Source organism: Citrobacter sp. RHBSTW-00029, assembly GCF_014104295.1.
Classification (GTDB): Bacteria; Pseudomonadota; Gammaproteobacteria; order Enterobacterales; family Enterobacteriaceae; genus Citrobacter; species Citrobacter youngae.
This window is the reverse complement of sequence record NZ_JABXRT010000001.1, coordinates 1411264-1436987: the sequence shown is the minus strand read 5'-3', so window position 1 is coordinate 1436987 and position 25724 is coordinate 1411264. Positions and strand designations below refer to the sequence as shown.

Here is a 25724-nt window from a genome sequence, read left to right as displayed (position 1 = left end):
GTGAAGGCTGCGCCTTACCCGGCCTACAAAAGTTACACCGTCACAACCGGTACGCGCAGCGCCAAAGAACACATTAATTCATAACCCACCGTGCCCGCCGCTGTCGCCACATCGTCGATTTTAATCTCTTTACCCCACAGCTCCACTGGCGTCCCGATCCCCGCCTGCGGGCACGGCGTCAGGTCTACCGCCAGCATATCCATGGATACCGTGCCGACCGTCCCGGTACGTACGCCATCCACCAGCACAGGCGTGCCGCTTGGCGCATGGCGCGGATAACCATCGGCATAGCCTGTCGCCACAATGCCAATGCGCTGCTCGCCGCTGGCGGTGTAGCGTCCACCGTAGCCCACCCGATCTCCGGCTTTCAGCGTCTGTATGCCGATTATCTCGCTGCTCAGGGTCATTACTGGTTTCAGGCCGGTATTGGCGATGTCCCGCCATTGCCCCGACGGTGATGCGCCATACAAAATAATACCCGGGCGAACCCAGTCATAATGCGCTTGTGGGTGCCACAGCGTCGCAGCCGAATTCGACAGCGAACGTCGACACTCCAGCCCTTCCGTTGCCTGCGCAATACGCGCCATCGCGTCCTTAATGCCATCCGGATGTTCAGCATCCGCAAAATGCGACATCAGCGTCATCTCACCTACGTTAGGCATTGCCCGTAACTGTTGCCAGACGGTGGCAACGCGCTCTGGTAAGAAACCCAGCCGGTTCATGCCGCTATTCACCTTGAGGTAAATATCCAGCGGCGCGTTCAGGCGGGCATTTTGCAACGCTTTGAGCTGCCAGTTACTGTGGACACAAGTGGTCAGACGATATGTGTCATACACCGTCAGGTCTTCGGCATGGAAAAAACCCTCCAGCATTAAAATCGGTCCTTTCCATCCCCGCTCCCGCAGGGTGATCGCCTCCTCGAGATTGAGCATCGCGAAACCATCGGTCGTTCCCAGTGCATTCCAGACACGTTCTATACCGTGTCCGTAGGCATTAGCTTTTACGACCGACCAGACGCGGGAGTCCGGCGCAGCCTGACGCGTAATGGTCAGGTTTTGTTTCAACGCCTGCAGGTCAATGCTGGCCAGTATCGGGCGGGTCATCTCGCGTCCTTATTAGTTATGTACGCCATGTAAATGCCGCGGGCGAGACGGGGTAAATCCCGGACTGTAACGCGCCACGCTCAGATCGTCATAAGGTATGGCAGGCGTGCGACCAGAGAGGATATCGCTCAGCAACTGACCGGATCCACACGCCATCGTCCAGCCCAATGTGCCATGACCCGTATTGAGCAGCAGATTCTTAAAGCGGGTACGCCCCACCACTGGCGTTCCGTCTGGCGTCATCGGACGCAGCCCGGTCCAGAAGGTCGCCTGTTCCACATGCCCACCGCGTGGAAAGAGATCGCGCACCACCATCTCCAGCGTTTCACGGCGTGGTTGTAGTAGCTCAGTATTAAAACCAACAATCTCTGCCATACCGCCAACACGAATACGCTCATCAAAACGGGTAATGGCGATTTTGTAGGTTTCATCAAGAATAGTGGAAACCGGCGCACCATCATCTTCTGCCACCGGAATGGTTAATGAGTAGCCTTTGAGCGGATACACCGGAATATCAACGATCCCTTTGAGCATCGCCGTGGAGTACGAGCCAAAGGCCATCACATAGGCATCGGCTTTGACTATCTCTTCTCCGCACTGAACGCCATAAATCTGCTCGCCATCGCTCAGCAGCTTATCGACCGGAGTGTTAAAACGGAATTTTACCCCCGCCTGCTCGGCCATTTGCGCCAGACGCTGGGTAAACAGCTGACAGTCACCGGTTTCGTCATTCGGTAACCGTAACCCGCCTGTCAGTTTGTGCGCGACCTCTGCCAGCGCAGGTTCGACTTCCGCCAGGCGACTTGCTTCCAGCAGTTGATAGGGTACGCCCGCATCTTCGAGCACGGCGATGTCGCGGGTGGCGTTCTCATATTGTTGAGCGGTACGGAAAAGTTGCAGGGTTCCGCCCTGACGTCCTTCATACTCGATACCGGTAGAGGCACGTAACGCTTTCAGGCAATCACGGCTGTATTCCGCCAGGCGCACCATCCGCCCCTTGTTTTCCATGTAGTGGCTGGTATCGCAGTTGCGCAGCATTTGCCACATCCATTTCAACTGGAACTGCGTCCCGTCGAGGCGTACTGCCAACGGCGCGTGGCGCTGAAACATCCATTTAATCGCTTTTAGCGGTACGCCTGGGGCCGCCCACGGCGCGGCATAACCAGGGGAGATTTGCCCGGCGTTCGCCGCACTGGTTTCCAGTGCCGGCCCCGGCTCACGATCGATGACGGTGACATCGTGTCCAGCCTGACTTAAATACCAGGCGCTGGTCACGCCAACGACGCCACTTCCCAGTATGACAACTCGCATAGCCACTCCGTTAACAGTAAAAGAACAATCTTCTAATTACATCTTGATAACTCAGTTGAAAATATTATTCAACATATGGCTTTTTTATGGTGACGTATCTCACACATAGCAGTGATTGCAGGGAAGTCTCTGCTTTGGCATCTCCTGCTGTGCGTTATTTTTATCCAGCATAAAATTTTGTCACCTGGCCGTTTTTCGACGCTTCGCTGACGTGAAATCGCAAAGAAAAAATTTCTCCTGCAGCACGTTTTTTAACACCATGATCTATGCTTGAAATGAGGTACTCCAGACAGAGAGTGCCGCCAACAATGAGGGTGCGCGAATGGCTACGATTGATTCCATGAACAAGGACAGCACACGGTTAAGCGATGGACCCGACTGGACGTTTGATCTGCTGGATGTCTATCTGGCAGAGATAGACCGCGTGGCGAAACTCTACAGGCTGGATACCTACCCGCACCAAATCGAGGTGATCACCTCCGAGCAAATGATGGACGCCTATTCCAGCGTTGGGATGCCGATCAACTATCCGCACTGGTCGTTTGGTAAAAAGTTTATTGAAACCGAACGCTTGTACAAGCATGGTCAGCAGGGGCTGGCCTATGAGATTGTTATTAACTCCAACCCGTGTATCGCGTACCTGATGGAAGAGAACACCATCACCATGCAGGCACTGGTCATGGCGCATGCCTGCTATGGACATAACTCTTTCTTCAAGAATAACTACCTGTTCCGCAGTTGGACGGACGCCAGTTCCATCGTCGATTACCTGATCTTCGCGCGAAACTACATTACCCAGTGTGAAGAGCGTTACGGGGTGGATGAAGTCGAAAAGCTTCTCGACTCCTGCCATGCGTTGATGAACTACGGCGTGGACCGCTATAAACGCCCGCAAAAGATCTCACTACAGGAAGAGAAGGCCCGGCAGAAAAGCCGTGAAGAGTATCTGCAAAGTCAGGTGAATATGCTGTGGCGTACGTTGCCGAAGAAAGAGGAAGAGAAGACGATCTCTACCGCGCGTCGTTATCCTTCTGAGCCGCAGGAAAACCTGCTGTATTTTATGGAGAAAAACGCCCCACTGCTGGAGTCCTGGCAACGCGAAGTTCTGCGCATTGTGCGTAAGGTGAGCCAGTATTTTTATCCGCAGAAACAGACTCAGGTGATGAATGAGGGATGGGCAACTTTCTGGCACTACACCATCCTCAATCACCTTTATGATGAAGGCAAAGTCACCGAGCGCTTTATGCTGGAGTTTCTGCATAGCCATACCAACGTGGTATTCCAGCCACCGTATAACAGTCCATGGTATAGCGGGATAAACCCGTATGCGCTTGGCTTTGCTATGTTCCAGGATATCAAACGTATTTGTCAGTCGCCCACCGAGGAGGACAAATACTGGTTCCCAAATATTGCGGGTTCCGACTGGCTGGAAACGCTGCATTTCGCGATGCGTGATTTTAAAGATGAGAGCTTTATCAGCCAGTTCCTGTCACCAAAAGTGATGCGCGATTTCCGCCTGTTCACGGTGCTGGATGATGACCGCCATAATTACCTGGAAATTTCAGCGATTCACAATGAAGAGGGGTATCGCGAGATCCGTAACAGGCTGTCATCGCAATATAACCTGAGCAATCTGGAGCCGAATATTCAGATCTGGAATGTCGATCTGCGCGGCGACCGTTCACTGACCTTGCGTTATATCCCACATAACCGCGCGCCGTTGGATAAAGGACGCAAAGAGGTGCTTAAGCATGTGCACCGGCTATGGGGTTTTGATGTGATGCTGGAGCAGCAGAATGAAGATGGCAGCGTTGAGCTGCTGGAGCGTTGCCCGCCAAGGATGAACGGCCTGTAACGCTTATTGCCGGAGGCGGTGTAAATACCTTATCCGGCCTACGACGTAGACGCATTGTAGGCCGGATAAGACGCTTTGGCGTCACCATCCGGCATTGCGCGATTAGCGTCCCTGAATAGCTAAATCGCCCGGTAAATTCTTCTGCATACGGTGCCAAATCTCACCACTGTCGTGACCATAGCGGCGCACCGTTTCATAGACCAAATCATGAGCGCCCTGCTCACACAGCTCTGACAGCTTACGGTAGAAGTTCAACGCCAGGCCGCGCGCTTCCGGGTTGGCAAAGTAATGACGGCCAATACGCGTATAAAGTCCTTTCATACCGTTGAGGATCAAACCGTAAATCGGATTGCCCGATGCAAATGCCAGACCACGGAAAATGTTGTAGTCCAGATCGGCAAACGCGTCAGCATGGTCAGCAACCTGATTCGCCGTGGCCAAAACGTCCTGGGCTTTATCAGGATGTTGGCGGAATGCGGTGCGAATAAAGATCGTCGAGATGTTAGTACGCACAGACAGCAGATTATCAATCAACTGCGGAACACTTTCGTGATCGAGACGCGCCAGCGTTTCCAGGATATTCAGTCCGGAGGTTTCCCAAAAGTTATTCACTTTCGTCGGTTTGCCGTGTTGAATGGTCAACCAGCCGTCCCGCGCCAGACGCTGCAAAACTTCGCGTAACGTGGTACGTGTTACTCCAATGAGTTCGGAGAGTTCACGTTCAGCGGGCAAAATAGTGCCAGGTGGGAAGCGGTTATTCCAGATACTCTCAATGATGTACTCTTCCGCGAACCCAGCAGGGCTTTGCGCCTTAATGACCATAGTGATAATTCCATTACACAGCAAAACATAGTTACACACATCATACCAGACGGGTTTCTTAGCTGATAGCTGACGCAACGAAGAAAAAGTGGATCAAGGCTTCATTTTCCAGATAACGCTGATACGCAGTCGGTACGATAAGCCACGTGAAGAGCTTGCCTGCGTTCACTCGTGCCGCTAAGCTTTGCGGTCAAACATAAAAACATGATTTCATTTTTACAGGTAAGGGAAACTGCCATGGAGCTATCATGGGGCCGCGCTATGTGGCGCAACTTTTTAGGCCAGTCGCCGGACTGGTATAAACTTGCACTGCTCGTCTTCTTAATCATTAACCCGCTTATTTTTTTCATCAATCCCTTTATCGCGGGTTGGTTGCTGGTGGCCGAATTCATTTTTACGCTGGCAATGGCGCTTAAGTGTTATCCACTGTTGCCGGGCGGGCTGTTAGCCATCGAAGCTGTCGTCATCGGCATGACCAGCGCCACTCATGTTCGTGAAGAAGTTGCCGCCAACCTTGAAGTGCTCTTGCTGCTGATGTTTATGGTGGCGGGCATCTACTTTATGAAGCAACTGCTGCTGTTTATTTTTACCCGACTGCTGCTCAGTATTCGCTCCAAGATGCTGCTGTCGCTGGCCTTTTGTGTTGCCGCTGCCTTCCTTTCGGCGTTCCTCGACGCATTGACCGTGGTCGCGGTCGTGATCAGCGTGGCGGTCGGTTTTTACGGTATCTACCATCGCGTCGCCTCTTCCCGCCCGGGAGATAACAATTTGCTGGATGACAGCCATATCGACCAGCACAATAAAGTCGTACTGGAGCAGTTCCGCGGTTTTCTGCGTAGCCTGATGATGCACGCGGGAGTCGGCACAGCCTTAGGCGGTGTGATGACCATGGTTGGCGAACCGCAGAACCTGATTATCGCCAAAGCAGCTGGCTGGCATTTTGGTGATTTTTTCCTGCGCATGTCGCCGGTCACCGTCCCGGTGTTGATTTGCGGTCTGCTCACCTGCCTGCTGGTTGAAAAGTTACGTTGGTTTGGCTACGGTGAAACATTGCCGGAAGCTGTCCGTGGCGTTCTGCAACAGTTTGACGATGAAAGCCGGCAACAACGTACCCGCCAGGATAAAATCAAGCTGATTATTCAGGCAGTCATCGGCGTATGGCTGGTCGTCGCCCTCGCGCTGCATCTGGCAGAAGTTGGATTAATTGGCCTGTCGGTGATTATTCTGGCGACTTCGTTAACTGGCGTTACTGACGAACACGCTATTGGTAAAGCCTTCACCGAGTCGCTGCCGTTCACCGCACTGCTGACCGTGTTCTTCTCTATCGTTGCGGTGATTATCGATCAACAGCTCTTCTCGCCGATTATTCATTTCGTTTTGCAGTCTTCTGAGCATGCACAGCTGACCCTGTTCTATCTTTTCAACGGCCTGCTGTCGTCAATTTCAGACAACGTCTTTGTTGGCACAATTTACATCAACGAAGCGAAAGCGGCGCTGGAGCACGGGACGATTAGCCTGAATCAATATGAACTGTTAGCGGTGGCGATCAATACCGGGACCAACCTGCCTTCCGTGGCCACGCCAAACGGCCAGGCAGCATTCCTGTTCCTGCTGACCTCCGCGCTGGCACCGTTGATTCGCCTTTCTTATGGTCGCATGGTGTGGATGGCTCTGCCGTATACTCTCGTCCTGACGCTCGTCGGTCTGCTTTGCGTAGAGTTCACGCTGGTTCCAGTGACCGAGTGGATGACGCAAACAGGCTGGTTAGCTACACTTTCATAACAATAAACCGGGTAAATCACTGCCCGGTTTGACTTTTTGCATGATAATTATCCGATTACACAATATTTCAATTGCCGCTAGTGGCGCATAAATTGAATTGGTTTAAACTGCGGTCTCTACGCATGTTGCAGGGAAATTATTATGTTGCGATTTTTAAACCAGTGCTCCCGTGGGCGTGGAGCGTGGTTATTGCTGGCGCTAACCGCCCTGGCGTTGGAACTTGTTGCCTTGTGGTTCCAGCATGTCATGCTGCTAAAACCCTGCGTGTTGTGTATTTACGAACGTAGCGCATTATTTGGCGTGATGGGTGCTGGTCTGGTGGGCGCAATTGCCCCAAAAACGCCACTGCGTTATGTGGCAATGCTTATCTGGATTTACAGCGCCTGGCGCGGGCTTCAGTTAGCGTATGAACACACGATGATTCAGCTTCACCCGTCACCGTTCATGACCTGTGATTTTGCCGCGCGCTTCCCGAGTTGGTTACCGCTGGATAAATGGCTGCCGCAGGTATTTATGGCATCCGGTGACTGCGCTGAGCGTCAGTGGTCATTTTTAACCCTGGAGATGCCGCAGTGGCTGTTGGGGATTTTTGCCGCGTATCTGGTCGTTGCAGTGTTGGTGCTGATTGCTCAGCCCTTTAAACCGAAAAAACGTGACCTCTTCGGTCGCTAACAGAACGCTCCTTCGGGAGCGTTTTTTTTTGCCATAATGTCATTGCTTGCTGGCATCTATAAGATGTATATTAAATACATCTTATAGATGCCATACAAAGGAGATGTCTTATGTCCCATTTACGCATCCCGGCAAACTGGAAAGTTAAACGCTCTACTCCCTTCTTTACGAAAGACAATGTCCCGGCCGCTCTGCTTTCTCACCACAACACAGCAGCCGGCGTTTTTGGACAACTCTGCGTGATGGAAGGCACTGTAACGTATTACGGCTTTGCCAATGAAGACGCAAAAGAACCTGAAGTAAAAGTGGTCATTAATGCCGGACAGTTCGCGACCAGCCCACCGCAGTACTGGCATCGTGTTGAATTAAGCGACGATGCGCAGTTCAACATTAATTTCTGGGTTGAAGATGACAACCATAGTGATGAGATGTATCAGGCGAAAAAGTCTTAATCCTTAACGCCTGTTAATCGATGGGCGGCTTAGTCCGCCCATGAAGGTTTGTTCAGAATATGGTCCTGCCAGTCACGCACTTCTGATTCTTTCACCGCGATATGGCGTACTGAAATACGCTCACCGTGCATTGCCGCCTTTGACCCCGTCAGCAGCGGATGCCACTCCGGCAGCCCTTTACCTTCCGCGAGCAGACGATAGGCGCAGGTCATCGGCAACCATTCAAAAGTCGGCAGATTATCGCGCGTCAGCTTGATGCAGTCAGGCTCGTACTCGAATCGACGTTCGTAATTACGGCACTGACAGGTTTTGATATTGAGTTGCTTACACGCGACGTTGGTAAAGTAGATTTCGTCGGTGTCTTCATCCATCAGCTTATGCAGGCAGCATTGGCCGCACCCATCACATAATGACTCCCACTCGGCATCGGTCATTTCATCAAGGGTTTTACTTTGCCAGAAAGGTATGTCGCTCATCAGGGTATCCGCTATTTCACTAAAGCTGCACCTTATAACCAGTCTGGCACGTTGATGCAAGTTTTGCCGCCCGAAATAGGCGGCAAGCACAGGTTACAGCACCCGGGTGGTTAGCGTCTGTCCATGGAAACTGATAGCCAGCTCATCACCGCTGTGTAACGGCCCAACGCCAGCTGGCGTCCCAGTCAATACCACATCACCGGCTTTAAGCGTGAAAAATCGGCTCATGTAAGCAATCAATGGGACAATATGATGGATCATATCCGCCGTAGTGCCCTGCTGGCGGACTTCGCCATTCACCGTTAATCCGAGCTGAGTATCCTGCGGATCACCGTTAAATTCCGCTACCGGAATAAACCCCGACAGCGGGCAAGAGTTGTCAAAACCCTTCGCTTTTTCCCACGGCTGGCCCGCTTTTTTCATTTTGCCCTGAATATCACGCAGGGTCAGGTCCAGCGCCACACCATAGCCAGCGATGGCTTTGCGCACATGCTCTTCTGTCGCCTGGCGCAGGGTTGCACCGATCAGCACGGCCAGTTCAACTTCGTGATGGACGGACCCCATATCCGCCGGAATGACCAGCGGTTGGCGCAAATCACACAGCGCAGTTTCAGGCTTAATAAACAACACTGGCTCTTCCGGCGTTGCTCCCCCCATCTCTTTAATGTGGTTTGCATAATTGCTACCGACGCAAACCACTTTGCTCACCGGATAATCCAGCAGAGCACCATGCCAGTTGTGATGTTGATACATTACTTTCCCCTAACGTAGTCATAGATTTCAGGTACTGCATCGATGAGACATGCTGCTGCCGGATGCAGTTTAACGTTTAGCGTCTGATGTATTTTCTTTTACCGCAGATAAATGCTGTTTGAGTAAATCTTCAGGCGGCGGTGGTATTTGTAAATAATAGCCCTGCTCGGTTAGTGCCTGTTTTACTTTTTCAAGATCGGCATTAACCAGTTTTTTACGACCATCAAGCGGTAAAATCATTGCCAGCTTTGGCTGGCCAAACCCTTTCATCAGTTCTTCAGGAACACGCGAGAAATCGTCTTTTTTTTCGACATATAAATAGGTCTGGTCACGTTTGCTGCTTCGGTAGATCACACAAAACATATCTTTTACTCTGAATTCACGGAATGGTGGCTTGCCTCAATATAATACTGACTATAACATGCCTTATAGTCTTCGGAATATCACCCCGCACTGGGGATGATAAATAGCAAATTGAGTAAGGCCAGGATGTCAAACACGCCAATCGAGCTTAAAGGCAGTAGCTTCACCTTATCAGTGGTTCACTTACATGAAGCAGAACCCGAGGTTATTCGTCAGGCGTTGGAAGACAAAATCGCGCAGGCACCTGCTTTTTTAAAACATGCTCCCGTCGTAGTTAACGTGAGTGGTCTTGAAAGTCCGGTAAACTGGTCAGCGCTGCAGAAAGTTGTCGCGTCTACCGGATTGCGCATTATCGGCGTTAGCGGATGCAAAGATGCCAGACTCAAAGCTGAAATCGACGAAATGGGTCTTCCTTTACTGACAGAAGGTAAAGAAAAAGCCATTCGTTCCGCACCTGTTGAAACTCCGGCACCTGCCGTACCGCCACAAAACGTTACTCCCATCACAAAAACACGATTAATAAATGTACCGGTTCGTTCCGGTCAGCGTATTTATGCTCCACAATGTGATCTGATTGTTACAAGTCACGTCAGTGCGGGCGCAGAGCTTATCGCTGATGGCAATATTCACGTTTATGGCATGATGAGAGGCCGTGCGCTGGCGGGCGCAAGCGGCGATCGGGAAGCGCAAATTTTCTGTACCCACCTGACGGCAGAACTGGTGTCTATCGCAGGTGTTTATTGGCTGAGTGATAAAATCCCAGCAGAATTTTATGGCAAAGCGGCACGTCTGCAATTGGTAGAGAACGCTTTGACAGTTCAACCGTTGAATTGATCCCTTTTTAACAAGGAATTTCTATGGCACGCATTATTGTTGTTACTTCGGGTAAAGGGGGCGTTGGCAAAACCACCTCCAGCGCGGCCATCGCTACAGGTTTGGCCCAGAAGGGAAAGAAAACTGTCGTTATTGATTTTGATATCGGCCTGCGTAACCTTGATTTGATTATGGGTTGTGAACGCCGCGTCGTTTATGACTTCGTCAACGTTATTCAGGGCGATGCGTCGTTAAATCAGGCGTTGATCAAAGATAAACGTACCGAAAATCTCTTTATTCTTCCGGCCTCACAGACTCGTGATAAAGACGCGCTGACGCGTGAAGGCGTCGCGAAAGTTCTGGACGACCTGAAAACGATGGAATTTGACTTCATCGTCTGCGACTCCCCGGCAGGTATTGAGACCGGCGCGCTGATGGCCCTGTATTTTGCCGACGAAGCCATTATTACCACCAACCCGGAAGTGTCTTCTGTACGTGACTCTGACCGTATTCTGGGTATTCTGGCATCGAAATCTCGTCGCGCTGAAAATGGCGAAGATCCGATTAAAGAGCATCTGCTGCTTACGCGCTATAACCCTGGCCGCGTAAATAAAGGTGACATGCTCAGCATGGAAGACGTACTGGAAATTCTGCGAATCAAGCTGGTTGGTGTGATTCCTGAAGATCAGTCAGTCCTGCGCGCGTCTAACCAGGGTGAGCCGGTTATTCTCGACATCAATGCTGATGCCGGTAAAGCCTATGCTGATACCGTAGACCGTCTGTTGGGAGAAGAACGTCCTTTCCGCTTCATTGAAGAAGAGAAGAAAGGTTTCCTCAAACGCCTGTTCGGAGGATAAGTTATGGCATTACTGGATTTTTTTCTCTCGCGGAAAAAGAGCACAGCGAACATCGCTAAAGAGCGACTGCAGATTATTGTTGCGGAACGTCGTCGTAGTGACGCAGAGCCACATTATTTACCGCAACTGAGGAAAGATATTCTCGAGGTTATCTGCAAGTATGTACAAATTGATCCTGAAATGGTCACCGTACAGCTTGAACAAAAAGACGGCGATATTTCTATCCTCGAACTTAACGTGACTTTGCCTGAAGCAGAAGAGTCTAAATAGCATCTTTTGTAAATGAGTCATGGTTGAAAAAAGGCAGATTATTCTGCCTTTTTTATTTTTGATCGTAGTCCAGGCTGCGCCCCATTTATTCCAAACTGAACTTCGGGTAGTTCTCAGCAAAATAGCGACGTAAATACTCCACGGTAATACGGATTTTTGCCGATGTCGCCAGACGTGACACATAAACAGCCCAAATATTTGCTGGTTGATAATAGTCAGGCAATATATGAACCAGATGCCCACTGGCGATGTTATCGCAGACATCCCACCATGAACGTAGCGCAATCCCCTGACCATCGACACACCATTGGTGAACAACTTCGCCATGATTGGAGGAGAGCGGCCCCGTCACCTTGATCGAGTGCACGCCCTCTTTATTACGCATTTGCCAGATGCCAAATGGATGATCGCGCTCTTTAATCACCAGGCAGGGCAACGTGGACAGATCGTTCAGTTGCTTCGGTGTACCGTGCTGTGCCACAAACTCAGGTGATGCACACAATACTCGATAATTGGTCGCCAGCTTACGTGCGATCAAATTGGGTGCAATATCATCCCCGATGCGGATATCAAGATCGACACCTTCATTAACCAGATCGACTAACCGATCCTCAACGTCAAACCGCAACTCCAGCTGCGGATACTCTTTTGCCAGCGCTGACAACGCTGGAGCCACTACACGGCGACCAAAACCAAAGCTGCTGATAATACGTAACATCCCCTGCGGGATCTGCCGGACATCAGACAGCTCATCCATCATCTGATCCACATCCTGCAGGATCCGCTGAGCCCATTCGTAGATCCGCTCCCCCTCTTCCGTGATGGTTACGCGTCGCGTAGTCCGGTGCAGCAGCACTACATTCAGCGTCTGCTCCAGCAGGGCAACTCGCTTACTGATAAAAGCCGGTGAAACGCCTAGCTCCTCGGCAACGGCGGCAAAACCCGCACGGCGGGCAACCAGCATAAAGACGCGTAAATCATTTAACAGCGGCAGATTATTCATGATCTGTGTTTTATGTTTCACCAGTTGGAGGGATTAACTATTAATCAGTCAATTATAGGATAAGGGGAAAGTCAATTTTGATGGCGTACAAGTGAGAGCTGCTATGAAGAAAACCTGTCGTATTGCCGCTATCCCCGGAGATGGCATTGGTAAAGAAGTCCTGCCTGAAGGCATTCATGTGTTACAAGCGGCCGCTGAGCGCTGGGGGTTGTCGCTCAGCTTTGAGCAAATGGAATGGGCCAGCTGCGAGTACTATATGCATCACGGCAAGATGATGCCCGATGACTGGCATGAACAGTTGAAATCCTTCGATGCTATCTACTTTGGTGCGGTCGGCTGGCCGGACACTGTCCCGGATCACATCTCACTATGGGGCTCGTTGCTCAAGTTTCGTCGGGAGTTCGATCAATACGTCAACCTGCGTCCGGTACGCCTGTTTCCTGGTGTTCCTTGCCCACTGGCGGGTAAGAAACCTGGCGACATTGATTTCTACGTTGTGCGTGAAAACACCGAAGGCGAGTATTCATCACTGGGTGGTCGCGTAAGCGAGGGTACCGAATACGAGGTGGTTATCCAGGAGTCGGTCTTCACCCGTCGCGGCGTGGATCGTATATTGCGTTACGCTTTCGAGCTGGCGCAAAACCGCCCACGTAAAACCCTGACCTCGGCGACCAAATCCAATGGCCTGGCTATCAGCATGCCTTACTGGGATGAGCGCGTTGAAGCTATGGCGGCTCACTATCCCGAGATCCGTTGGGATAAACAGCATATCGACATTCTGTGCGCCCGCTTTGTGATGCAGCCGGAGCGTTTTGACGTGGTGGTCGCCTCTAACCTGTTTGGCGACATCCTGTCCGATTTGGGGCCTGCCTGCACTGGCACGATTGGCATTGCACCTTCGGCAAACTTAAATCCGGATCGAACCTTCCCATCGTTGTTCGAACCGGTCCACGGTTCGGCCCCGGATATCTACGGCAAGAATATTGCTAACCCAATTGCCACCATCTGGGCTGGTGCGATGATGCTGGATTTCCTTGGCAACGGCGATGCGAATTATCAGGCGGCCCACGATGGCATTCTGGCTGCGATTGAACAGGTTATTGCCAGCGGTCCGAAAACGCCGGATATGAAAGGCAATGCCACCACTCAACAGGTAGCTGACGCTATCTGCCGGGCACTGCGTTAGAGGTCAAACCACGAAATATGAGCCGCGTCACTGACGCGGTTTTTTTATGTGTTCTGTACGTCAAATAACCTGCGTGAATTCACTTTTTATTATTTCCGTTCCGTGTTTTATTGCTTCACGCATCAGGCAATTGTTTAATTCATGTAAAGAACAAATAATAAAATTGTTAAATACGAAGCGACAAAATCTTACCCTACAGCATGATAACAACGACAGGCTAATGCCAAACGCGGGCGACTATGCCCAGGAGATCATCCATGTTGAGCAACGTAAAGAAAAAAGATGTGCCACTGATAGCCATCAGCCTGGTGGCTATTCTTTTTATCGCCGCCACACTCAGTTTCTTCCCTCAGCAGTCTGCACAAGTTGCAAATACCATTTTTAACGGCGTGACCCGAATGCTGGGTTCCGCCGTGCAGATCCTGGTCCTCATGGCCATGGGGCTGGTTGTCTGGCTGGCCACCAGCAAATACGGCAATATTCGCCTCGGTGAAGGTAAAGCGGAATACAGTACCCTTTCCTGGCTGTTTATGTTTATTTGCGCTGGATTAGGCTCCTCCACGCTCTACTGGGGGGTTGCTGAATGGGCCTATTACTACCAAACGCCGGGGCTGAACATCGCCCCACACTCACAAAAGGCCCTGGAATTCAGTCTGCCTTACTCCTTTTTCCATTGGGGGATCAGCGCATGGGCGACCTACACGCTGGCCTCGTTAACCATGGCCTACCATTTCCATGTGCGTAAAAATAAAGGCTTGAGCCTGTCCGGGATAATTGCTGCTATCACCGGCGTTCATCCACAGGGCGTATGGGGAAGACTGGTCGATTTGATGTTCCTGATCGCCACCGTCGGCGCGTTAACCATCTCCCTGGTCGTTACCGCTGCAACCTTCACTCGTGGTTTATCAGCACTTACCGGTTTACCGGATAACTTCACGGTGCAAGCCTTTGTGATCCTGTTCTCTGGCGGCATTTTCTGCCTGAGCTCCTGGATTGGCATCAACAATGGTCTGCAACGTCTGAGCAAAATGGTCGGCTGGGGGGCATTTTTACTGCCGTTGGTGGTACTGATTGTCGGCCCAACCGAGTTCATCACCAATAACATCATCAACGCTATTGGCCTGACGACACAAAACTTTTTGCAGATGAGTCTGTTTACCGATCCACTCGGTAACGGTGAGTTTACCCGCAACTGGACGGTGTTCTACTGGCTGTGGTGGATCTCCTACACCCCGGGCGTCGCTATGTTTGTCACGCGCGTATCCCGCGGTCGCAAAATTAAAGAGGTTATCTGGGCATTAATCCTCGGTAGCACCGTTGGCTGCTGGTTCTTCTTCGGGGTGATGGAGAGCTACTCTATCCATCAGTTTGTCAATGGCGTGATTGATATCCCGCAGATCATGGCAACGCAGGGCGGAGAAACGGCTGTGCAGCAGGTACTGATGTCACTGCCTGCCGGGAAGCTGTTCCTGGTCGCGTATCTGGCCATCATGATTATTTTCCTTGCCTCGCATATGGATGCTGTGGCCTACACCATGGCAGCCACCAGCACACGTAATCTACAGGAAGGGGATGATCCTGAACGTGGCTTACGTTTGTTCTGGTGTGTGGTCATCACATTAATTCCATTATCAATTTTATTCACCGGTGCGTCTCTGGAAACAATGAAGACCACGGTGGTACTGACCGCCCTTCCCTTCCTCGCCATCCTGTTGGTAAAGGTCGGCGGTTTTCTTCGCTGGGTACGGCAGGATTATGCCCATGTTCCTGCTCACCAAATTGAAAGTCATCTTCCCGAAGCACCGGGCGACGCGCCTGTCACGCCACCGGCTGGGACACTACTCAAAGGCGGCAATTAAGCGCCAGTCAAAAATCTTCTTACTCACAAATTAAAGGTAATCCAATGAGCAATCTGAGCCCTGAGTTTATTCTGCCGCAAAATTTTTGTGCCAATCCGCAGGACGCCTGGACTATCCCGGCACGGTTCTATACCGACCAGCAGGCTTTTGAACACGAACAAGAGAACGTGTTTGCCAAAAGCTGGATTTGTGTTGCCCACAGCAGCGAACTGGCAAAGCCAAATGACTATGTCACGCGTGAAGTGATTGGTGAGAACATCGTGCTGGTGCGTGGCCGCGATAATGTACTGCGCGCATTCTACAACGTCTGCCCGCATCGTGGTCATCAACTGCTGAGCGGCGAAGGGAAAGCCAAGAACGTGATTACCTGCCCCTACCACGCGTGGGCATTCAAACTTGATGGCAATCTGGCTCATGCCCGTAACTGTGAAAACGTCGCCAACTTTGACAGTGAGAAGGCTCATCTGACACCAGTGCGACTCGAAGAATATGCCGGTTTTGTATTCATCAATATGGACCCGAACGCCGGTAGCGTTGAAGATCAGCTTCCGGGACTGGCAGCCAAAGTCGTCGAGGCCTGCCCTGACGTGCACGATCTGAAACTCGCCGCGCGTTTCACTACCCGCACGCCGGCCAACTGGAAAAATATCGTTGATAACTATCTGGAGTGCTACCACTGCGGTCCGGCCCACCCTGGTTTTTCCGACTCAGTACAGGTTGACCGTTACTGGCATACCATGCACGGCAACTGGACGCTGCAATACGGTTTTGCCAAACCCTCTGAACAATCGTTTAAGTTCGAAGAAGGTGTTGATGCTGCGTTCCACGGCTTCTGGTTGTGGCCGAGCACCATGCTTAACGTCACGCCAATCAAAGGCATGATGACCGTTATTTATGAATTCCCGGTGGATGCAGAAACCACACTGCAAAACTACGACATCTATTTCACTAATGAAGAGCTGACCGAAGAGCAAAAAGCGCTGATCGAATGGTATCGCAATGTCTTCCGCCCTGAGGATTTACGCCTGGTTGAGAGCGTACAAAAAGGTCTGAAATCACGTGGCTATCGTGGACAGGGACGCATTATGGCGGATACCAGCGGTAGCGGAATCTCCGAACATGGCATTGCCCATTTCCATAACCTGGTCGCTCAGGTGTTTCAGGATTAATCAGTGAAGGAGTTAGTCATGACCGTTTTTCAGACTTCACTTTTTCGCCAGCAGGCGTTTATCGCCGGACTGTGGTGTGATGCCGATGACAGTAACACGTTGTCGGTCAGCAACCCGGCAACAGGGGCCGTTCTGGGACAAATTCCCAACATGGGAACGTCAGAGGCGCAACGCGCCATTGATGCCGCCTCTCAGGCGCTTCCTGCCTGGCGGGCAATGACCGCAGCCCAACGTTCCACGTTGCTTAAAGCCTGGCATCATTTAATTCTCGACAACAAAACGGCGCTGGCGCAAATCATGACCGCCGAGCAGGGCAAACCGCTGGCTGAGGCGGAAGGAGAGATTGTCTATGCCGCGTCGTTTATTGAGTGGTTTGCCGAGCAGGCTAAACGTACTAATGGCGAGATTATCCCCTCGCCTGCGGCGGATAAACGGTTGATGGTTATCCGTCAGGGTATCGGTGTCTGCGCGGCAATAACACCATGGAACTTCCCTGCGGCAATGATCACCCGCAAAGCCGGTCCCGCGCTGGCTGCAGGTTGTACGATGGTAGTAAAACCGGCCAACGAAACACCGTTTACCGCTCTGGCGCTGGCAGAACTTGCACGTCAGGCCGGTATTCCGGCGGGTGTTATCAATGTCGTGACCGGAAAGTCCCGCGAAATTGGTGCATTGTTCACCGCAGACGATCGCGTACGCAAACTGTCGTTTACCGGCTCTACCGAGGTAGGGCGCGTACTGATGCGCCAGTGTTCCGATTCTATCAAAAAGGTTTCACTGGAGCTGGGCGGCAACGCGCCGTTTATCGTATTTGAGGACGCGGATCTCGACAAAGCCGTTGAAGGCGCGCTGGTGGCTAAATTCCGCAATGCCGGACAGACCTGTGTTTGCGTGAACCGTTTTTACATTCATCAGGCTGTTTATGATGCGTTTTGCGAGAAATTCGTGGCCCGGGTCGCCGCTCTGAAAGTCGGCAACGGTGAGCAACCCGGCGTACAAACCGGTCCGCTGATCAATAGCGCCGCCGCCGACAAAGTGCAGTCGCTTCTTGATGACGCGCTGACGCGGGGCGCCACGCTGTTAACCGGGGGTCAACGCCATGCTCTGGGAGGAAACTATTTTACGCCCACCGTCATCGGCAACGTGCAGCCGGGCACGCAGTTGCTCCAGGAAGAGATATTCGGACCGGTCGCCGCGCTGGTGAAGTTTGAAGATGAACAGGATGCGATCCGCCAGGCAAATGACACCATTTATGGACTGGCATCCTACTTCTACAGCAATGATGCCGCACGCATCTGGCGTGTTTCAGAGCAACTGGAGTATGGCATGGTCGGTATTAATACCGGACTGATCTCGAATGAAGTCGCCCCTTTCGGTGGTGTGAAGCAATCAGGGCTGGGGCGAGAAGGTTCTGAACACGGTATCGAAGATTACCTGGAGATGAAATATCTCTGCCAGGGGCTGTAACGACAGATTCCGGCGCGCCGGGTAACCCGCGCCGGACAGATTTTTTAGGGAGTGCCGCAATGTCTGAATATCAAATGCGAGAAGTTCAGGTCAGTCAGATTGAAACGATTACCGCGCATGTAAAGCGCTTCACCTTAACGGCTGCCTCAGGCGATCCGTTGCCTGCGTTCCAGGGCGGCAGCCATATCATCGTGCAGATGCGCGATGGCGAAAATCTCTATAGCAACGCGTACTCGCTGATGAGCTCGCCGTTGGATACCCGCACCTGGCAAATTGCTGTGCGCCTGGAGGAGAATTCCAAAGGCGGCTCACGATACCTGCATCAGCAGGTCAAACCCGGCGATACGCTGACGATTTCCACGCCCAATAATCTTTTCGCCCTCGAACCGCAGGCGCAAAAGCATTTGTTAATTGCTGGCGGCATCGGTATTACGCCCTTCCTGTCGCAGATCCCGGAACTCGAAAGCGCCCAGGCACAGTGGCAGCTACATTACTGTTCACCCAGCCCTGAAAACTGCGCGTTTCATGATGAACTGAAACAGCACCGCCAGGCCGATCGCATTCATCTGCACCTTTCGAGTGAAGGCACACGCCTCGACCTGGCACGTCTGCTTGCCGATGTAGAACCCGGCACCCATATTTATACCTGCGGCCCGGCCGTGCTTAACGATGCCGTAAGAAGCGAGGCCGCCCGCCACGGTCTGGATAACAATACGCTGCATTTCGAGCAATTTGCGGTAGAAGATAAAAGCGGTGATGCTTTCACCCTCGTGCTGGCACGTTCCGGACGTGAGTTTGTCGTTCCGCAAGAGATGACGATTCTGCAGGTTATCGAAAATAACAAAGCTGCCAGAGTCGAGTGCCTGTGCCGTGAAGGCGTGTGCGGTACCTGTGAGACGACGATTCTTGAAGGGGAAGCGGATCACCGCGATCAATACTTTAGCGACGACGAAAAAGCCAGCCAGCAGAGCATGCTTATTTGCTGTTCACGTGCCAAAGGCAAACGCCTGGTGCTTGATTTGTAGAATTTAACCGACCGGATAAGCGATGGACTCCCCGGTCGGCCTGCTCGCTTACTGTGGATAGTCCAGCAGCAGCGTCTTGAGGCGGTCGGCCATCAGTTCGCCACGCCAACCGGAAATCAGCTCCGGCAGGGACGCCTGCGGCTTTAATTTCCAGTGCCAGTTGAGCAGTTGGTTGATTTGACGACGCGAAGCAAGGAGTTCCACGCTAAGATTCTGCTCCGCACTCACATCGGCCACCAGGGCTTTAATGGCTTTGAATGCCTTGCGATAACCCGGCATATCCATCAGATTCAGCAACGGTTGCGGCAGCGACTCTTCCGGTAAGGCCTGTGCCTTTTCTACCAGGGAGATCAGCGTCTTGCCGTGGAAGCGAATTTCGCTCCCGGAAAGTCCCAGACTATCCAGCTCGCCCAGACTGCCCGGCATATAACGGGCCACCGCCCACAGATGCTCTTCACGCACCACGAAGTTTACCGCCAGATCGCGCTCACGCGCTTTGCGCAACCGCCAGTCGGCAAGCAGTTGCAGACAGGCGAGCTGACGGGTACGCAACTGCCAGGCATTGGTAATTTCTCGCCACGCATCTTCGGGTGCCAGAATTTCCTGACGACGCTGTTGCATCAAACGACATTCGTCCAGCGCAGCGGGCAGCCAGCCGGATGCATCGGTTTCTGCCATCAGTTTTGTGGTGATCGGTAATAAATACCAGACATCTGCCGCCGCATACTCGCACTGCCGCTCAGTCAGCGGTCTGGCCAGCCAGTCGGTACGTGATTCACTTTTATCCAGCACCACCCCGGTGAACTCTTCCACCATCGCAGCAAAGCCCCACGACAGTGGGCGCCCACAAAAGGCGGCCAGAATCTGTGTATCGATCAGTGGTTGCGGGAGCTCACCAAACGTGTTGAGAAACACTTCGAGGTCTTCACTTCCGGCATGCAGGAATTTGGTGATCGCAGTGTTACGCAGGATATCGCGCAGCGGCGACCAGTCGGTGATCCCCTGCGGGTCAATCAGAGCAACGTGTTTGCCATCAAACAGCTGGATCAGTCCCAACTGCGGGTAGTAGGTACGCGTGCGAACAAATTCGGTATCCAGGGCTATCGCCGGAAATTCACGAACGGCTTCGCACAGCGTGGCCAACGCGTCGTCCGTGGTGATCATTTGATAATTCAAATCGTGCTCTCTTAGGTTTTCGCCAAAAAAAACGCCGGATTATCCGGCGCTTTCTGCTGGCTGTCTTAACGCTCAGCCTTTATTGTCCACTTTGCCGCGCGCTTCGTCACGTAATTCTCGTCGCAAAATTTTACCGACGTTAGATTTCGGCAACTCATCACGGAATTCCACCAGCTTCGGTACTTTATAGCCCGTCAGGTGACGACGGCAGAAAGTAACCAGCGCTTCATCGGTTAACGAGGCGTCTTTCTTCACCACGAAAATTTTCACCGCTTCACCGCTGCTGCCTGATGGAACGCCAACGGCAGCCACTTCCTGCACACCTGGATGTTGCATCACCACGTCTTCAATTTCGTTCGGATAGACGTTAAAGCCGGAGACCAGGATCATATCTTTCTTACGATCAACAATACGCAGGAAGCCTTCATCATCCATCACCGCAATATCGCCGGTGTGCAGCCAGCCGTCTTTGACGATTTCGTCTGTGGCGTCTGGTCGCTGCCAGTACCCCAGCATCACCTGCGGACCTTTCACGCACAGTTCGCCCGGTTCTCCCGGTGGCACTTCGTTGTCGTCATCATCCACCAGTTTGACCTCGGTAGACGGAACCGGTAACCCGATACTGCCGCTATGGTAGTCGATATCGTGAGGGTTGACGCTCACCAGCGGAGCGCACTCCGTCAGGCCATAGCCTTCCAGCAGATACTGCCCCGTCAGCTTCACCCAACGTTCCGCTACCGCCTGTTGAACCGGCATCCCGCCGCCTGCAGAAAGGTGCAGTGACGAGAAGTCCAGTTGCTGGAACTCTTTGTTATTCAGCAGCGCGTTAAACAGCGTGTTAACGCCGGTCATCGCGGTGAAGGGATATTTCGCCAGCTCTTTTACCAGTCCGGGAATATCGCGCGGGTTGGTAATCAGCAGATTTTGACCGCCCAGCTCAATAAACAGCAGGCAGTTCATCGTCAGCGCAAAAATGTGATACAGCGGTAGAGCTGTTACCACCAACTCTTTGCCCGGATGCAGCAACGGACCATAGGTGGCATTAACCTGCTCCAGGTTAGCCAGCATGTTACGGTGCGTGAGCATTGCGCCTTTCGCCACACCGGTGGTACCACCGGTATACTGCAGGAAAGCCAAATCTTCTGACACGACTTCCGGCTTCACATACTGCATGCGGTAGCCGTTTTGCAGCGCACTGCGAAACGAGATGGCATCCGGCAGGTGATATTTCGGCACCAGACGCTTGATATATTTCACGACGAAGTTAACCAGCGTCCCTTTGGCGGTGGACAACTGATCGCCCATACGCGTGAGGATCACGTGTTGAACTGAGGTCTTATCGACCACTTTCTCCAGCGTGTGAGCAAAGTTAGAGACGATGACGATCGCCGATGCACCGCTATCGTTGAGCTGATGTTCCAGCTCGCGAGGCGTGTACAGCGGGTTCACGTTCACAACTATCATGCCAGCACGTAAAATCCCAAACAGTGCAACGGGATATTGCAACAGGTTGGGCATCATCAGTGCCACGCGATCGCCCTTTTTCAGTCCAAGTCCTTGTTGCAAATAAGCCGCGAATGCCCGACTGCGCTCTTCGAGTTTGCGGAAGGTCATCACCTCCCCCATGTTCATAAACGCGGGTTGATCGGCATACCGTCTTACTGAGTGTTCAAAGAGTTCCACCAGGGATTGATAACGGTCAGGATTGATCTCCGCGGGAACACCAGCGGGATAACGGTTAAGCCAAACCTTTTTCAATACATCACCTCTAAAATGCGTATTCGTCGTCATCACAACCCCAGGCAATAAACAAATTGTTAACATAATATTAACTCAGCGTACCAGTTTGTTTATTACACAACGACAAGGTTGCGAAGCACGTCACTATTTATTTTTCTTATATCCACGTTAATGCAGAAACAGCGGACGAGCCGCTGTTTCTTTTATCATTAAAACAAAGAGTTACTCTGTTACTATCGTCTGAACCTGCGCGGGACCGGGATTGTACCATCCCCATCCGCCGTAGCCACCGTAAGGCCAGCCACGCGCACCGTAGAACCAGGGGTCAATCGGCTGCGGAGGCATGACAATCTGCTGAGTAATATGCCAGCGTTTATAACCGGTTACCTGCATCAGCATGAACTTATACGGTGTACTACCAATTTTTCCGTCCACAGTTCCGCTAATGGGTCCGACGACGGTGACCAGTTGACCACGAAAATCTACCGGGTCGAGAAAACCGTTAACATCGGCATAAATTCGCCCGCGTGACGCTTCGCCCAGAATCGGTCGTGCCCCGCTATCGAGCGGCATAGTGGCGATCTCCAGTCGGGATTTCCCCTGCTGGTTTTGAATATCCACCACCTTACCGCCAAAACGTGCTTCTTGTCCGACGTACAACTGCGGCGCATTCATCACCCGCACCAGATCCTGCTGCGGTGTCGGGCTCGAACCTTTAATCGCATCCGGGATGGTGACGCAGCCGCTTAGCGATAACGCCAATACGCCTGCCAGTACACCTTTCAATAACTGCTTTTGCACCACCATATTGCGACTCCCTTTTCTTAGCCTCTGCCCGGACATGTTCGCGATGCTGTGTATTGACATCAGTGCGAATTTACCAGGGATGTACTACTAAGATTCATTCTTTACCGGGAAGTTTCTTCCACGCCACGGTGTTACGTAAATAAACCGGTTCAGCATGTTCAACCGCCACGGTCTTACCGGCAGCCAGCATTTGCGTGGCGACAGGCAGCATATCTTCTGCCGCAGGAAGCAATACGTCGCCATCGTTCAGCATCAGACCACTATCTTTGCCGAGTTCAGGCCAGGCTGGCCAGCCCGTGCCAACGGTTACCCAGTCGCCAGAAAGCTGCAGCAGGCGATCGTGTACCTGCTCCGGCGTTAACACCGCTTCTGTCTCTTCGCCGTGCCAGATGCCATCTTCATCACGCTGGTATTCAGCCCAGTACACTTCACCCATACGCGCATCAATCGCGGCCAGTACGCGGGTAGCGCCCGATTTACGCCAGGCCCCCTGCGCCATTGTCGCGAGAGTGGAGACGCCGATCATCGGTAAATTCGCGCCTAACGCCAGCCCCTGGGCAATGCCAATCCCAATACGGACACCGGTGAAACTACCGGGACCGCGCCCAAATGCCAGGGCGTCAATGTCGGTTAACGTGAGATCGCCAGCGGCCAGGATTTCCTCGACCATCGGTAAAATTCGTTGGGTATGTTCTCGTGGGCAAAGCTCGAAGTGAGCCTTGATAGTACCGTCATTCCACAGGGCAACAGAGCACGCCTCTGTGGCGGTATCGATAGCCAGAATTCGCATGGGTGTTTGTGATCAGATCAATAAATTTGGCGCGCATCTTACCACACTCCGTAACAAATTACTCAGCCGATGGTATAGCAAGAAAGCGAACAGCACGCGCAATATCACGCGTGCGTGGCGCAGGCGGAAGGCTTGCCAGGAAGGTCGCGCCATAAGGCCGCATCACCAGACGGTTATCACAAATCACCAGCACACCGCGGTCGTCAGCATCACGGATCAGTCGCCCTACCCCCTGTTTCAGCGTGATAACCGCATCCGGCAACTGGACGTCTTCAAACGGATCGCCGCCGCGCAGTCGACAATCCTCCATTCGGGCTTTTAACAGCGGGTCGTCCGGCGAGGTAAACGGCAGTTTGTCGATAATGACCAGCGACAGCGTATCGCCACGCACGTCTACCCCTTCCCAGAAGCTGCTGGTGGCAACCAGTAGCGCATTACCTGCGCTGACAAACTGCTGTAACAGTTGCCCTTTACTGGTTTCGCCCTGCAATAGAACGGGAAGCGTCATGGTGGCGCGGAATTGTTCCGCCAGATCGCGCATCATCGCGTGCGAAGTGCACAGCATAAAGCAGCGACCGTTGTTCGCTTCGATAATGGGACGCAGCATGGAAGCCAACTGCCGCGCAGCCCCCGGCTGGTTGGTTTGCGGGAGATTACGCGGCACGCACAGCAGCGCCTGACGGGTGTAATCAAATGGACTCGGCAGTAGCATCGACTCGGCATCGTCAATACCCAGCCGCGCGGTGAAATGATGGAGGTCATCGTTTACCGACAGCGTCGCGGAGGTAAAAATCCAGCAGCCCGGCTTTTGTTCCATCACTTCTTTGAATTTATCCGCCACAGTGAGCGGCGTCAGCGCGAGCGTAAAATGGCGGGAGGTGCATTCATACCAGTAGCTGAAGCCTGGCTGGTTGATCTCTTTCAGACGCTTCAGGCGCGCACGGTAAAGCGTGGCACGTTCAAACGCAGCATCCAGCAAGGCAGAACGGCCGAGAGACAGCTTCGCCACGTCATAACAGAGCTCAAGTGTGTCATCGAGCAGCAAAAACGCGCGCTGCACACGTTGGTCAGCCAACAGCTCTCGTAGGTTTCCACGATAGCCGGGCTCGCCGAGCTGTAGGCGAAAGTCCTGCGCGCTTTGCGCCAGCCGGTCCGCGCATTTTTGCAACTGCTTGGTGTCTTTCAGCTCGGTGCGATAGGCAATGGTGATGTCTTTTGCTAGATCCAGCAGTTGGCGACTGGAAAGCGATTGACCAAAGTACTGGCTGGCGATATCCGGTAGCTGATGGGCTTCATCGAAGATCATCACGTCTGCCTCGGGGATTAATTCACCAAATCCACTCTCTTTCACCACCATATCAGCGAGAAACAGATGATGGTTCACCACGACGACATCCGCTTCCATCGCCTTCTTGCGCGCTTTAACGACAAAGCACTCTTTATACAGCGGGCAGTCGCTGCCAAGGCAATTATCGTTTGTGCTGGTTACCAGCGGCCAGGCCTGAGAGTCTTCCGCCACGCTGACGCAGGTGCTGATGTCGCCATCAAGCGTTTGATTTGACCATGAGCGCAGCAGTATGACATCGCTTAACGTTTGTACCGGTAGATCACCACCCGCCAGCGCCTGCTGTTCGAGGCGTTCCAGACACAGGTAGTTGGAGCGCCCTTTTAGCAACGCCAGCTTACCGGTGAATTTCAGTGCTTTGGCAACGGTGGGAAGATCGCGACTGTAGAGCTGATCCTGCAACGCTTTCGATCCCGTCGACACAATCACTTTCTTTCCAGCGCGAAGCGCCGGGGCGAGGTAAGCGTATGTTTTACCTGTGCCAGTGCCGGCTTCTACAACAAGCGGTTGTGATTTTTCAATGGCATGACTGACAGCAATCGCCATCTGTCGCTGTGGTTCACGCGGTTTAAAACCCGGTATCGCTTTAGCCAATTGACCGTCTGCTGCAAAATCGTCCGTCACACTG

At 52.5% G+C, this 25724-nt stretch carries 24 protein-coding genes; 12 read left to right on the top strand and 12 right to left on the bottom strand.

Annotation, left to right across the window (positions count from 1 at the left end; translation table 11 throughout):
• Nucleotides 1-32: 32 nt before the first annotated feature.
• Both dadX and HV041_RS07060 read right to left on the bottom strand, forming a co-directional pair.
• On the bottom strand, nt 33-1103 hold the full coding sequence (dadX, locus tag HV041_RS07065) for a catabolic alanine racemase DadX (protein WP_061068048.1): 1071 nt from the start codon (nt 1101-1103) through the stop codon (nt 33-35).
• Nucleotides 1104-1115: 12 nt separating this feature from the next.
• Nucleotides 1116-2414, bottom strand: a complete 1299-nt coding sequence (locus HV041_RS07060; protein WP_048211426.1) for a D-amino acid dehydrogenase — start codon at nt 2412-2414, stop codon at nt 1116-1118.
• A gap of 322 nt (nt 2415-2736) precedes the next feature.
• Between HV041_RS07060 and HV041_RS07055 the strand changes: the two genes are divergently transcribed.
• Entirely contained in the window at nt 2737-4269 is a 1533-nt protein-coding gene (locus tag HV041_RS07055) for a SpoVR family protein (RefSeq protein WP_048211425.1), read from the top strand.
• A 102-nt stretch (nt 4270-4371) separates the two neighbouring features.
• Here HV041_RS07055 and fadR read toward each other — a convergent pair whose 3' ends face one another.
• Entirely contained in the window at nt 4372-5091 is a 720-nt protein-coding gene (gene fadR, locus HV041_RS07050; RefSeq protein WP_005122254.1) for a fatty acid metabolism transcriptional regulator FadR, read from the bottom strand.
• 237 nt (nt 5092-5328) lie between these two features.
• Between fadR and nhaB the strand changes: the two genes are divergently transcribed.
• The 3 genes from nhaB to HV041_RS07035 all read left to right on the top strand — a co-directional run bounded on the left by nhaB (nt 5329) and on the right by HV041_RS07035 (nt 7997).
• The gene (nhaB, locus tag HV041_RS07045; protein ID WP_048211424.1) at nt 5329-6873 is read left to right on the top strand and encodes a Na(+)/H(+) antiporter NhaB; all 1545 of its coding nucleotides are present in this window, start codon (nt 5329-5331) and stop codon (nt 6871-6873) included.
• A 141-nt stretch (nt 6874-7014) separates the two neighbouring features.
• Nucleotides 7015-7545, top strand: coding sequence for a disulfide bond formation protein DsbB (gene dsbB / locus HV041_RS07040; protein ID WP_005122248.1), 531 nt, complete (start codon nt 7015-7017; stop codon nt 7543-7545).
• Nucleotides 7546-7655: 110 nt separating this feature from the next.
• Nucleotides 7656-7997, top strand: a complete 342-nt coding sequence (locus HV041_RS07035) for a DUF1971 domain-containing protein (RefSeq protein ID WP_016153372.1) — start codon at nt 7656-7658, stop codon at nt 7995-7997.
• A gap of 29 nt (nt 7998-8026) precedes the next feature.
• Here HV041_RS07035 and HV041_RS07030 read toward each other — a convergent pair whose 3' ends face one another.
• The 3 genes from HV041_RS07030 to HV041_RS07020 form a co-directional block, all read right to left on the bottom strand.
• Nucleotides 8027-8473: a YcgN family cysteine cluster protein gene (locus HV041_RS07030; protein ID WP_003020944.1), complete on the bottom strand. Its 447-nt coding sequence runs from the start codon at nt 8471-8473 to the stop codon at nt 8027-8029.
• Nucleotides 8474-8566: 93 nt separating this feature from the next.
• Nucleotides 8567-9226, bottom strand: a complete 660-nt coding sequence (locus HV041_RS07025) for a fumarylacetoacetate hydrolase family protein (protein ID WP_048211422.1) — start codon at nt 9224-9226, stop codon at nt 8567-8569.
• A 69-nt stretch (nt 9227-9295) separates the two neighbouring features.
• Nucleotides 9296-9589: a YcgL domain-containing protein gene (locus HV041_RS07020; RefSeq protein ID WP_048211421.1), complete on the bottom strand. Its 294-nt coding sequence runs from the start codon at nt 9587-9589 to the stop codon at nt 9296-9298.
• Between the two features lie 126 nt (nt 9590-9715).
• On the opposite strand from HV041_RS07020, the gene minC reads away from it, so the two are divergent.
• The 3 genes from minC to minE are packed head-to-tail and all read left to right on the top strand — an operon-like array spanning nt 9716 to nt 11529.
• Nucleotides 9716-10423: a septum site-determining protein MinC gene (gene minC / locus HV041_RS07015; RefSeq protein ID WP_121584735.1), complete on the top strand. Its 708-nt coding sequence runs from the start codon at nt 9716-9718 to the stop codon at nt 10421-10423.
• Nucleotides 10424-10446: 23 nt separating this feature from the next.
• On the top strand, nt 10447-11259 hold the full coding sequence (gene minD / locus HV041_RS07010; RefSeq protein WP_003020956.1) for a septum site-determining protein MinD: 813 nt from the start codon (nt 10447-10449) through the stop codon (nt 11257-11259).
• A 3-nt stretch (nt 11260-11262) separates the two neighbouring features.
• Nucleotides 11263-11529 (top strand): cell division topological specificity factor MinE, encoded by a 267-nt coding sequence (gene minE, locus HV041_RS07005; RefSeq protein ID WP_001185666.1) that lies wholly within the window; start codon nt 11263-11265, stop codon nt 11527-11529.
• 85 nt (nt 11530-11614) lie between these two features.
• Here the strand turns inward: minE and HV041_RS07000 are convergent, their stop codons facing one another.
• Complete coding sequence (locus tag HV041_RS07000) at nt 11615-12532, bottom strand: LysR family transcriptional regulator (protein ID WP_048211419.1); 918 nt, start codon at nt 12530-12532, stop codon at nt 11615-11617.
• A 103-nt stretch (nt 12533-12635) separates the two neighbouring features.
• On the opposite strand from HV041_RS07000, the gene HV041_RS06995 reads away from it, so the two are divergent.
• The 5 genes from HV041_RS06995 (at nt 12636) to HV041_RS06975 (ending at nt 19238) form a co-directional block, all read left to right on the top strand.
• On the top strand, nt 12636-13718 hold the full coding sequence (locus tag HV041_RS06995; protein WP_121584736.1) for a tartrate dehydrogenase: 1083 nt from the start codon (nt 12636-12638) through the stop codon (nt 13716-13718).
• A gap of 257 nt (nt 13719-13975) precedes the next feature.
• Nucleotides 13976-15577 (top strand): BCCT family transporter, encoded by a 1602-nt coding sequence (locus tag HV041_RS06990; RefSeq protein ID WP_048211417.1) that lies wholly within the window; start codon nt 13976-13978, stop codon nt 15575-15577.
• A 44-nt stretch (nt 15578-15621) separates the two neighbouring features.
• A complete protein-coding gene (yeaW, locus tag HV041_RS06985) occupies nt 15622-16746 on the top strand; it encodes a carnitine monooxygenase, oxygenase subunit YeaW (protein ID WP_121584737.1) in 1125 nt (374 codons plus the stop codon).
• An 18-nt stretch (nt 16747-16764) separates the two neighbouring features.
• Nucleotides 16765-18213 carry an NAD-dependent succinate-semialdehyde dehydrogenase gene (locus HV041_RS06980; RefSeq protein ID WP_121584738.1) on the top strand — a complete coding sequence of 483 codons (1449 nt, stop codon included), beginning with the start codon at nt 16765-16767 and terminating at the stop codon, nt 18211-18213.
• Between the two features lie 59 nt (nt 18214-18272).
• Complete coding sequence (locus tag HV041_RS06975) at nt 18273-19238, top strand: PDR/VanB family oxidoreductase (protein WP_121584739.1); 966 nt, start codon at nt 18273-18275, stop codon at nt 19236-19238.
• A gap of 48 nt (nt 19239-19286) precedes the next feature.
• Here HV041_RS06975 and rnd read toward each other — a convergent pair whose 3' ends face one another.
• From rnd to HV041_RS06950, 5 genes are all read right to left on the bottom strand, one after another.
• Nucleotides 19287-20402 (bottom strand): ribonuclease D, encoded by a 1116-nt coding sequence (rnd, locus tag HV041_RS06970; protein ID WP_048211413.1) that lies wholly within the window; start codon nt 20400-20402, stop codon nt 19287-19289.
• Between the two features lie 84 nt (nt 20403-20486).
• Nucleotides 20487-22172, bottom strand: a complete 1686-nt coding sequence (fadD, locus tag HV041_RS06965) for a long-chain-fatty-acid--CoA ligase FadD (protein WP_005122193.1) — start codon at nt 22170-22172, stop codon at nt 20487-20489.
• A gap of 204 nt (nt 22173-22376) precedes the next feature.
• A complete protein-coding gene (locus HV041_RS06960; RefSeq protein ID WP_048211412.1) occupies nt 22377-22961 on the bottom strand; it encodes a Slp family lipoprotein in 585 nt (194 codons plus the stop codon).
• Nucleotides 22962-23055: 94 nt separating this feature from the next.
• Nucleotides 23056-23751: a tRNA (adenosine(37)-N6)-threonylcarbamoyltransferase complex dimerization subunit type 1 TsaB gene (gene tsaB, locus HV041_RS06955; RefSeq protein WP_048211411.1), complete on the bottom strand. Its 696-nt coding sequence runs from the start codon at nt 23749-23751 to the stop codon at nt 23056-23058.
• A gap of 58 nt (nt 23752-23809) precedes the next feature.
• Entirely contained in the window at nt 23810-25720 is a 1911-nt protein-coding gene (locus HV041_RS06950) for an ATP-dependent DNA helicase (protein ID WP_121584740.1), read from the bottom strand.
• Nucleotides 25721-25724: the final 4 nt, after the last annotated feature.